The organism is Zobellella taiwanensis (assembly GCF_003012795.1).
GTDB lineage: Bacteria > Pseudomonadota > Gammaproteobacteria > Enterobacterales > Aeromonadaceae > Oceanimonas > Oceanimonas taiwanensis.
Genome location: NZ_PXYH01000017.1, coordinates 68,418 through 77,387, shown reverse-complemented (window position 1 = coordinate 77,387; position 8,970 = coordinate 68,418). Strand labels below are relative to the sequence as shown.

7 protein-coding genes are annotated in these 8,970 nt (G+C 58.4%); all 7 read right to left on the bottom strand.

Features of this window, described 5'->3' with window-relative positions; all coding sequences use genetic code 11:
• Positions 1 to 1,012 (bottom strand): ATP-binding protein (locus tag C7I36_RS12555; RefSeq protein ID WP_181256364.1); only part of this gene is annotated, 1,012 nt, incomplete at its 3' end.
• A gap of 172 nt (positions 1,013 to 1,184) precedes the next feature.
• Entirely contained in the window at positions 1,185 to 2,201 is a 1,017-nt protein-coding gene (gene galE, locus C7I36_RS12550) for a UDP-glucose 4-epimerase GalE (protein WP_106454040.1), read from the bottom strand.
• A 227-nt stretch (positions 2,202 to 2,428) separates the two neighbouring features.
• Positions 2,429 to 3,982, bottom strand: a complete 1,554-nt coding sequence (locus C7I36_RS12545; protein WP_106454039.1) for an ATP-binding protein — start codon at positions 3,980 to 3,982, stop codon at positions 2,429 to 2,431.
• Between the two features lie 374 nt (positions 3,983 to 4,356).
• A complete protein-coding gene (locus C7I36_RS12540; RefSeq protein WP_106454038.1) occupies positions 4,357 to 4,743 on the bottom strand; it encodes an HI0074 family nucleotidyltransferase substrate-binding subunit in 387 nt (128 codons plus the stop codon).
• Entirely contained in the window at positions 4,733 to 5,035 is a 303-nt protein-coding gene (locus C7I36_RS12535; protein ID WP_106454037.1) for a nucleotidyltransferase domain-containing protein, read from the bottom strand. Before C7I36_RS12535 ends, C7I36_RS12540 begins: the two co-directional genes overlap by 11 nt.
• A 199-nt stretch (positions 5,036 to 5,234) precedes the next feature.
• Positions 5,235 to 6,602 carry an MBL fold metallo-hydrolase gene (locus C7I36_RS12530; RefSeq protein WP_106454036.1) on the bottom strand — a complete coding sequence of 456 codons (1,368 nt, stop codon included), beginning with the start codon at positions 6,600 to 6,602 and terminating at the stop codon, positions 5,235 to 5,237.
• Between the two features lie 349 nt (positions 6,603 to 6,951).
• A complete protein-coding gene (locus C7I36_RS12525) occupies positions 6,952 to 8,898 on the bottom strand; it encodes a polysaccharide biosynthesis protein (protein WP_106454035.1) in 1,947 nt (648 codons plus the stop codon).
• Positions 8,899 to 8,970 lie beyond the last annotated feature (72 nt).

The window sequence follows — 8,970 nt, the reverse complement described above, 5'->3', positions numbered from 1 at the left end:
CTTCCTTGCGGCGGATGGTGAGATAACCGGTCTGGAACAGCAGCGCCTCGGTGCTGATGTCGTCCACGTCGAACCGCCCCAGCAGGTTGAGCGGGCTTTCCAGACGGTCCAGTTGCGGTGTGAAAAACCCCCGCTCCGCCAGCATCTTCACCAAAAAGGTGGGCGTCGCACTCTCAAACCAATAGGCGCGAAACTCCCGTTTCTGCAACAGCAGCAGCACATCAAACGGGTTGTACACCGCCTCGCCACCCCAGTTGTAACCGTTGTACCAGGTTTTGATTTGCTCCCGGTCAAGCCCCGCCAGCTCGGGGGCGAACACCGTATCTACATCCTGCTCGGTATAGCCGCAAATGGCACTGAAGGGCGCATCCAGGGTGATGTCGTTAAGGTTGTTCAACCCCGAAAACAGGCTCACCTTGCTGAACTTGGACACCCCGGTCAGCAGGCAAAAGCACAAATGCGGGTCGGCATCCTTCAACACCGAATACAGGTTTTTCAGCCCCTCACGCAGCTCGGTGGCGACGGGGGCGTTGGTGATATTGTCCAGTATCGGCTTGTCGTATTCGTCAATCAGCACCGCCACCCGCTCGCCATATTGCTCATGGGTGCGGCGGATAAGCTCGGCAAAGCGGCCGCCGATGGTCTGGTTGACCAGGGTCACCCCCAGCCGCACGGCCTGCTCGTTCAGTTGCTCATGGATATTCTGATCCAGCAGCTCCCGTCCGTTCATCACCCCGCTGCCAAAGCCCAGGCGGATCACCGGCCGGGGTCGGGACCAGTCCCACTTGTTGTGAATAAACAGGCCGCGGAACAGCGGCTCTTTCGCCTCGAACAGCTGGTGCAGGGTATCGAGCAGCAGGCTTTTGCCAAAACGGCGCGGGCGGGAGAGAAAATAGTAGCCGGCCTGCTCGATCAACCGGTGGATGTAGGACGTTTTATCCACATAGTAATAATCACCGGTACGGATTTTTTCAAACGACTGCACCCCTATGGGCAACTTGCGCTGGGTCATATTACTGCTCCCACCAAACAGATAAGGCCGACAGTGTAGCACGGCGCCACCCCATTGCGGGCGAGCCGCCCGCGCCCCAACCAGCAAGCACCGCACCGAGGGCACAACCCAAACGGAGCGCAGGCGGCCCGCCTGCATTTCGCGCGCAGCGTGAACCCAAAGCCCGTTGCGCCTAGCCGCCATACCCCAGCGGGTTTTGCAACTGCCAGCGCCAGGTATCCGCCATCATTTGCGCCAAATCGCGCTCGGCCACCCAGCCCAGCTCCTGTTTTGCCTTGGCAGGGTTGGCCCAGCATTCGGCTACATCCCCCGGCCGCCGGGCCACAATGGCATAGGGCACATTCCGCCCGCTGGCCTGCTCAAACGCGCGCACCATTTGCAACACCGAATACCCCTGGCCGGTGCCCAGGTTGTAAATGCTCACACCGGGATGCCCGGCAATTCGCTCCAGCGCCCTGAGATGCCCCAACGCCAAATCCACCACATGAATGTAATCGCGTACGCCGGTGCCATCGGTGGTGGCGTAATCACCACCAAACACCGACAGCTTATCGAGCCGGCCAATCGCCACCTGGGCGATAAAGGGCACAAGATTGTTGGGAATACCATTGGGATCTTCACCAATCAAGCCGGACTCATGGGCCCCCACCGGATTAAAATAACGCAACAGGGCAATGGACCAGCGGCTATCGGAAGCAGCCAAATCCTGCAATATACGCTCTACCATCAGCTTGGAGGTGCCGTAGGGATTGGTGGTACCACCAACGGCAACATCCTCGCCAATCGGCATATGAGACGGCTCGCCATACACGGTAGCCGACGAGCTGAACACCAGCCTGAACACCCCGGCCTTGCGCATGGCATCCACCAGCACCAGGGTGCCGTTAACATTGTTGTCGTAATACTCAAGTGGCTTTTGCACACTCTCGCCCACTGCCTTCAGCCCGGCAAAATGCACCACCGCATTAATGCTGTGCTCGGCAAACACCCGCTCCAGCAGGGCCGAGTCACGAATATCCCCTTTCACAAAGGGCACCACCTTGCCGGTGATTTGCTCCACACGTTTCAGTGATTCGGAAGAAGAGTTGGACAGGTTATCCAGCACCAGCACATTATTACCGGCGTTCAGCAGCTCCACCACAGTGTGAGAGCCAATATACCCGGCTCCGCCGGTTACCAGAATGGTCATTGTTTATCTCTTTTTATTAATTGAAATCAGCAGATTTTCCGGTGATATGCAGATGAGTGCAAGCAATTAGTATGATTTTGGGAGCGCGGTATTGTGGAGCGCAGGTATTGTGGAGCGCAGGCGGCTCGCCTGCATTAGCGACCGCAAGGGCGCTCAAAAACCTTGCCGCTGCGCGCCAATAGCGGGCGAGCCGCCCGCGCTCCAATGCTTACCCGCGCTCCACACTGTCAGGCATCCAGCTCATATTCAAACGCGACTATCTGCCGTTGCTCCCGGGAGAACTCCACCCCCATCAAATAAACAGGCAGGCCGCGGGCACGGTATTTTTCTGCATAATTGCGGTCTTTCAGCTGCTGCAGTGCCTTGCCCTCAGGCACCTGCTCCACCACCTTGAACTCAAACAGATAGACATGGCCATTAAATTCCAGCGCCATGTCCACCTTGCCGGTGTTGGAGGCATCTTCCACCGTAATGCCAAACCCCAGCGCCGCCATGTGGCTGTAAAACACGCTGGCGTAATGCCCCTCATAGCGGGCAATGGGATTATTGCGATACCAGTCGTGGGGCAGCGCCGCAAACAGCGAGCGAAAATGCTGCTCCAGCCCGGCAAAGTCGTTGTTTCGCAACAGGCCGGGCAAGGCAATCAGCCTGTCGTCGGTGAACACGTTCTCCACGCCCAGCGCCGGCAGCAGGGCCTCGTTCAGGCTGGTTTCCACTTCCAGGTTGGGAAAACCCAGCTGATAGACGGTGCGGCCAGGCAGCAGCTGTTCAGATTTTTTAATGGTGAGATAGCCGGTCTGAAACATCAGCGCTTCGGTGCTGATATTGTCCACATCAAAACGGGACAGCAGCGCTTCACGGGCATGCAAACGGCTGAACTGCGGGCTGTAAAGGCCCCGCTCCGCCAGCACCGTCACCAAAAACGTAGGCGTGGCGGTTTCAAACCAGTAGGACGAAAACACCCGCTTTTGCAGCAACAGCAACACATCAAAGGGGTTGTATACCGCTTCGCCGCCCCAGTTGTAGCCGTTGTACCAGGTTTTGATCTGCGCCCGGTCCAGCCCCGGCAGCTCGGGGGCAAACGTGGCATCCACATCCTGCTCGGTATAACCACAAATGGCGCTGTAGGGTGCGTCCAGGCTGATGTCGTTAAGGTTGTTCAGCCCAGAGAACAAACTGACCTTGCTGAATTTCGACACGCCGGTCAGCAGGCAAAAGCACAGGTGCGGATCAGCGTCTTTCAGCACCGAATAAAGGTTTTTCAGCCCTTCGCGCTGTTCGGCGGCCACGCCGGGCTCGGTGATATTGTCGAGAATGGGCTTGTCGTATTCGTCGATCAGCACCACCACCTGCTCGCCGTATTGCTCATGGGTTTTGCGCAGCAGCTCGTCAAACTCGGCAGAAATATCTTCCGCCTCACCAACGGCAATATTCAAACGCTCCCGGTTAATACGCAGCTGGTAGCGGATATGGGCTTCCAGCTCTTCCCGGGTTTTCATCACCCCGCTGCCAAACCCCAGGCGCACCACCGGCCGGGGTCGCGACCAGTCCCATTTATCGTGAATAAACAGCCCCCGGAACAAGGGCTCTTTGGCCGCGAACAACTGGTGCAGGGTGTCGAGCAGCAGGCTTTTGCCAAAACGGCGCGGGCGGGAGAGAAAATAGTATTTCCCCTCTTCAATCAGGCGATAAATAAAGGGGGTTTTGTCCACATAGTAATAGCCCCCGGCAATGATCTCCCCGAAGGTTTGTATACCTATAGGCAGTTTACGCCTGGTCATGATGCTCTCCCGCAATGCCAACCGGCCTGCAGTGTAACATGCTACTGGCGCCTGGCGGATGGTGGAGCGCAGGCGGCCCGCCTGCAAATTGGCGCGAAGCGGCAACCTAAAGCGCCTGCCGGCGCTAATGCGGGCCAGCGGCCCGCGCTCCAAAACCCCTGACCTTGTAGGCCCGGATTTATCCGGGCAAACCATGCCACATGTAGCACAGCTGCCCCGCTAAAGCGGTGCCTACAAGATATGCACTCTAAGTGGAGCGCAGGCGGCCCGCCTGCAAATTGGCGCGAAGCGGCAACCTAAAGCGCCTGCCGGCGCTAATGCGGGCGAGCCACCCCCATTCGGGGATAATACCCGCGCTCCAAGGCCGCTAGTGCCTATGCGTCAAAACGCTGGCCAAGCAGTTGATGCAGTGCCTGCATGGCACGCAAATGTGCTGGCAGCCGTTGGTAAATATCCAGCGCCACCTCTTCCTTATAGGTGTGAGACGTAAGATTCCGGTCTTTGAGCATAGAGAGCCATTCGCTTTCATTCTGCAGCCAATGGGCCGCATAGGCCTGCTGCAAACACTCTCTGGGCGTATTGGCCGCAATACCCTCCATGGCCAGTGCCTTTTTCAGTGTTTTCCAGGTAAGTTCAATGCAAAACTCAAACCGCTGGATACTGGCGTCCACCACCAGCGGCTGACTGGCCGGAAAATCCAGGGACTCCTGCAAACGGGCCAGGGCCTTACCCAGCAGCTCCAGGTTCAGATCAACGCTCATACAGTACCTTTTTATCTCGCTCTATCGCCGCCCGTAACGGACTGTTTTCGGGCTCGGCATCCAGACGGACACAATCTATCGTCAATAGCGTATCGGCCTGCTCAACAATGGCCAGCACTTGCAGCCAGTCCTGCGCACTTGCACTCGGGCAAAAAACGGCCAGGTCGATATCGGATCGCTCTCTGTGGTCGCCGCGCGCTCTTGAGCCAAACAGGTATACGGCTTCAACAAAGGGCAAAGATACCAGCTCACCCAGAAAGTGATAATGCTTAAGCGGTATGATTTCTGTCATCGCAATGACTTCCTTAGCGTTTTGTCCCTACCGCTCCACCCTACGTGTTGTTGAGCGCAGAGCGTGGGAACGAGACAAGATGTGCGCCCTACGTGGAGCGCAGGCGGCTCGCCTGCATTAGCGACCGCAAGGGCGCTCAAAAACCTTGCCGCTGCGCGCCAATAGCGGGCGAGCCGCCCGCGCTCCAAAACCGCTGCCGCTACTCCCCTATCACCACTTCCGTTTCCGGCAGCAACTCCTTCAGCCGCGCCTGCAGTGCTGCTTTGGCGTTGGCTTCGCCGTGGATAAGGCGTATCTGCCGGGGCGGCGGGGCAATGCCGGTGGCGAAGTTTATTAAATCCTCCTGCCCGGCGTGGGCGGAATAACCGCTTACCTGGTGCACTCGTGCTTTAATGTGATAGCGCTCGCCGTCCAGTTCTACCCAGCCGCCTTTGGGGTCGTGATCCAGAATATCCCGCCCCGGCGTGCCCTCTGCCTGATACCCCACAAACAGCACATCGTTGCGCGGATCATTGAGCAGCGCCTTCAAGTAATTTACCACCCGGCCGCCGGCACACATGCCGGAGCCCGCCAGCACCACGCAGGGCTTGTGGGAGCGGGCCAGGTAACCCACCGCATTAAGGTGATCGTTATGGGAATTCACCACGGTTAACTGCTCAAACGACAGCGGATGCCGCCCTTCGCTTACCCGCTCCCGGGCCTCTGCGTTCCAGAACGGCTTAAGCTCGCGGTAAAGCTGGGTAAAATTGGCCGCCAGGGGAGAATCCACCACCACCTCCAGCTCGTTCCAGGGCAGGCCCGGCGCTGCCTGCTGGCCGCCAAATTCGGCAATCAGGCTTTCCAGCTCATAAAGCAGGTCTTGGGTGCGCCCCAGACTAAATGCCGGGATCAGCAAGGTGCCGCCGTCTTCCAGCGCATGCTCCACCGCCGCCTTCAGCCGCAGGCGGCGATCATGCCGGCTTTCATGGTTTTTATCACCGTAGGTGCTTTCCAGCACCAGCACATGGCAGCGCTCGGGCGGGGCCGGCGACACCAGCAGCGGCGAATGGGGCGCACCCAGATCACCGCTGAACACCACCCGTTGGCCAGCCACCTCGCACTCCACATAGGCCGAGCCCAGAATATGCCCGGCCCGCTGCAGCCGAATGGCAATGTTACTGCCTTCCACTGGCTGCCACTGGTTATAGGGCAAGGGCCGCAAGCGCGATGCGAGCAGCTTGAGCACCCGGTTAATGAGCTGCTCATTACGGGTGAAGCCGATTTTCAGCGCGTCTTCCAGCATGGCCGGCAGCAACAAAGCGGAGGGCTGCGAGCAATAGATGGGCCCGTTGAACCCCGCTGCCATCAGGTAAGGCAGCCGGCCCACGTGGTCGATATGCACATGGGTAACCACCAGCGCCTTGATGTGGGCAATATCAAAGTCGATGGCCAGCTCGCGCTTGCCTTCCAGCCCCTGAAACAGACCGCAGTCAATCAAAATGCCGGCATCGCCCGCGCGCAATTCATGACACGAGCCGGTAACCCCGTTCACCGCCCCGTGATGCAAAATCTCCAGTCCCTTGGTCATGTGCTCTCCTTGTTGTTTTATTCCGTTGTAGGCCCGGATTTATCCGGGCAAACCATCCCACATGTAGCACCCCTGCCCCGTTAAAACGGGGCCTACACAAAATGCACATCTCATGTGGAGCGCAGGCGGCCCGCCTGCAATTTGGCGCGAAGCGGCAACCTTAAAGCGCCTGCCGGCGCTATTGCGGGCGAGCCGCCCGCGCTCCAAAGCGATTGCCCCGCTAAAGCGGTGCCTACAACATGCACGGAAGACCATAGCCCGCAAAAAACAAAAATGCCCGCTGTCACATCAAACAACGGGCATTCAATCACCACCAAAAACTCAACATTCACAACTCATCACTAAAAACTCACCTCACCAGCGCTACCACTTTATTGTCATCTCCCGCCGGCGGCAATGCAGCCTGGCTTTGCTGCCATACTAGGTCGCAAATGCCGTCCTGGGGGTTGAACGCCGTGGGCGCCTGCAGCAGCAGTTCGCGAATGCGGGGCTGGTTATATTGCTCGCAGGCGGTGTTCAGCTCCTGCAACAGGGCAGCCATGTCCTGCCAGGGCAGGTGCACCTCATGAGCAGTGCGAATGCGCGGGTGGCGGGTGGGTTGCTCGTTGCCGCCAATCAGCAGCTCTTCATACAGCTTCTCGCCGGGGCGCAGGCCGGTAACCCGAATTTCTATGTCGCCGTCCGGGTGTTTGGCGTCTTTTACCTCATAGCCCATTAACCGAATCATCTTGCGGGCAAGGTCAATAATTCTAACCGGCTCGCCCATGTCCAGCACAAACACATCGCCACCCTTGCCCATGGCCCCGGCCTGAATAACCAATTGCGCCGCCTCGGGAATGGTCATAAAGTAACGGGTAATGTCTTTATGAGTAAGGGTAATGGGCCCGCCGGCGCGAATTTGCTTTTTAAACAGCGGCACCACAGAGCCCGAAGAGCCCAGCACATTACCAAAGCGCACCATGCAAAAGCGGGTGTTGCTCTGGCGCATGGCCAGCCCCTGCAGCACCAGCTCGGCCAGGCGCTTGCTGGTGCCCATTACGTTGGTGGGCCGCACCGCCTTGTCGGTGGAAATAAGCACAAAGGTTTCCACCCCGCAGTTAATGGCCGCCTCGGCAGTGCGCCAGGTGCCGAACACATTGTTGCGCACCCCTTCCACCACGTTGTATTCCACCAGGGGTACATGCTTGCAGGCAGCCGCATGGTAAACCGTTTGCACGCCAAACGACTTCATTACCGCTTCCAGCCGGTTTTGCCGCTGCACCGAGGCCATAATGGGCACAATGCGAATAGACCAGCCCGCCTGCCGGCAAAGGTTGTTGAGTTCCTGATCAATCTGGTAAAGGGCATATTCGGAGTTTTCGAACAGTACCAGCGCCTGGGGCCCCTGCTGGATAATTTGCCGGCACAGCTCGGAACCAATGGAACCACCGGCCCCGGTTACCATCACCACCTTGCCACGAATATTGGCCGAAATCAGTTCGGGAAAGGGCTCCTCCGGATCGCGCCCAAGCAGATCTTCAATGCTGATTTCCTGCAGCTCGTTAACCCTGGCGCGGCCACTGACCATATCGGCCATGCCGGGGATGGTAAGAATTTCCAGCGGCAGGCCTTCGAGCCCGTCTACAATATCGCGCCGGCGCTGGCGGCTGATGCTGGGCATGGCCAGCAGCAACTTGCGGGCGTTAAAACGCACCATCAGCGCTTCCATGTCTTGTGGGGCAAACACCGTAAGCCCGTGCAGCAAAGAGCCATGCATGGCGGGGTCGTCATCCACAAAGGCCACCGCCCGGTATTCGTTGCCATGCAGCAAAGACGTATTCAGCTGCCGCCCCGCGTCGCCGGCACCGTAAATAATCACCGGCTCCTTAAACCGCTTGGTGCTTTGGTTATAAAGCGCCCGGGCAGTGGAACGCGCCCCGCCGCACAGCACCAGGGCCAGCACGGCATAAATAACGGGCACCGAGCGCGGCAGTTGGGCATTAAGGTAGTAAGCAGCCACTACCATGGCCACGGCCGATATCACAATACCCGCTACCATGGTAACAATGGCGTGATAGCCCAAATAGCGCAGCACAGCCCGGTACAGCCCCAGCCGCACAAAGCACAGCAACGACACCGGCAGCATCACCAGCAATACCAGCCAGTGGGCGGCAGAGCCCAGCACGGCCAGCGACTCCAGCCGCAGCACAAAAGCCGCCCAAAAGGCAAAGCCGATAAACAGCACATCCATCAGCACGCTGATGGTTCGCTTGGTTCCTCTGGGCTGTTCAAATAACCATTGGATGAGTGAGTTCATTATTATCCCGTGGGTGTTCTGTTATTTGGCTTCAACAGTGTACTGGGCACCGCATAGCATGCCTACACCGTA

What these genes read in the sequence shown, in the direction of transcription:
- galE (WP_106454040.1), bottom strand. Translation starts at nt 2,201, where the DNA reads ATGACCATTCTGGTAACCGGCGGAGCCGGGTATATTGGCTCTCACACT.
- C7I36_RS12545 (WP_106454039.1), bottom strand. Translation starts at nt 3,982, where the DNA reads ATGACCAGGCGTAAACTGCCTATAGGTATACAAACCTTCGGGGAGATC.
- C7I36_RS12540 (WP_106454038.1), bottom strand. Translation starts at nt 4,743, where the DNA reads ATGAGCGTTGATCTGAACCTGGAGCTGCTGGGTAAGGCCCTGGCCCGT.
- C7I36_RS12535 (WP_106454037.1), bottom strand. Translation starts at nt 5,035, where the DNA reads ATGACAGAAATCATACCGCTTAAGCATTATCACTTTCTGGGTGAGCTG.
- C7I36_RS12530 (WP_106454036.1), bottom strand. Translation starts at nt 6,602, where the DNA reads ATGACCAAGGGACTGGAGATTTTGCATCACGGGGCGGTGAACGGGGTT.
- C7I36_RS12525 (WP_106454035.1), bottom strand. Translation starts at nt 8,898, where the DNA reads ATGAACTCACTCATCCAATGGTTATTTGAACAGCCCAGAGGAACCAAG.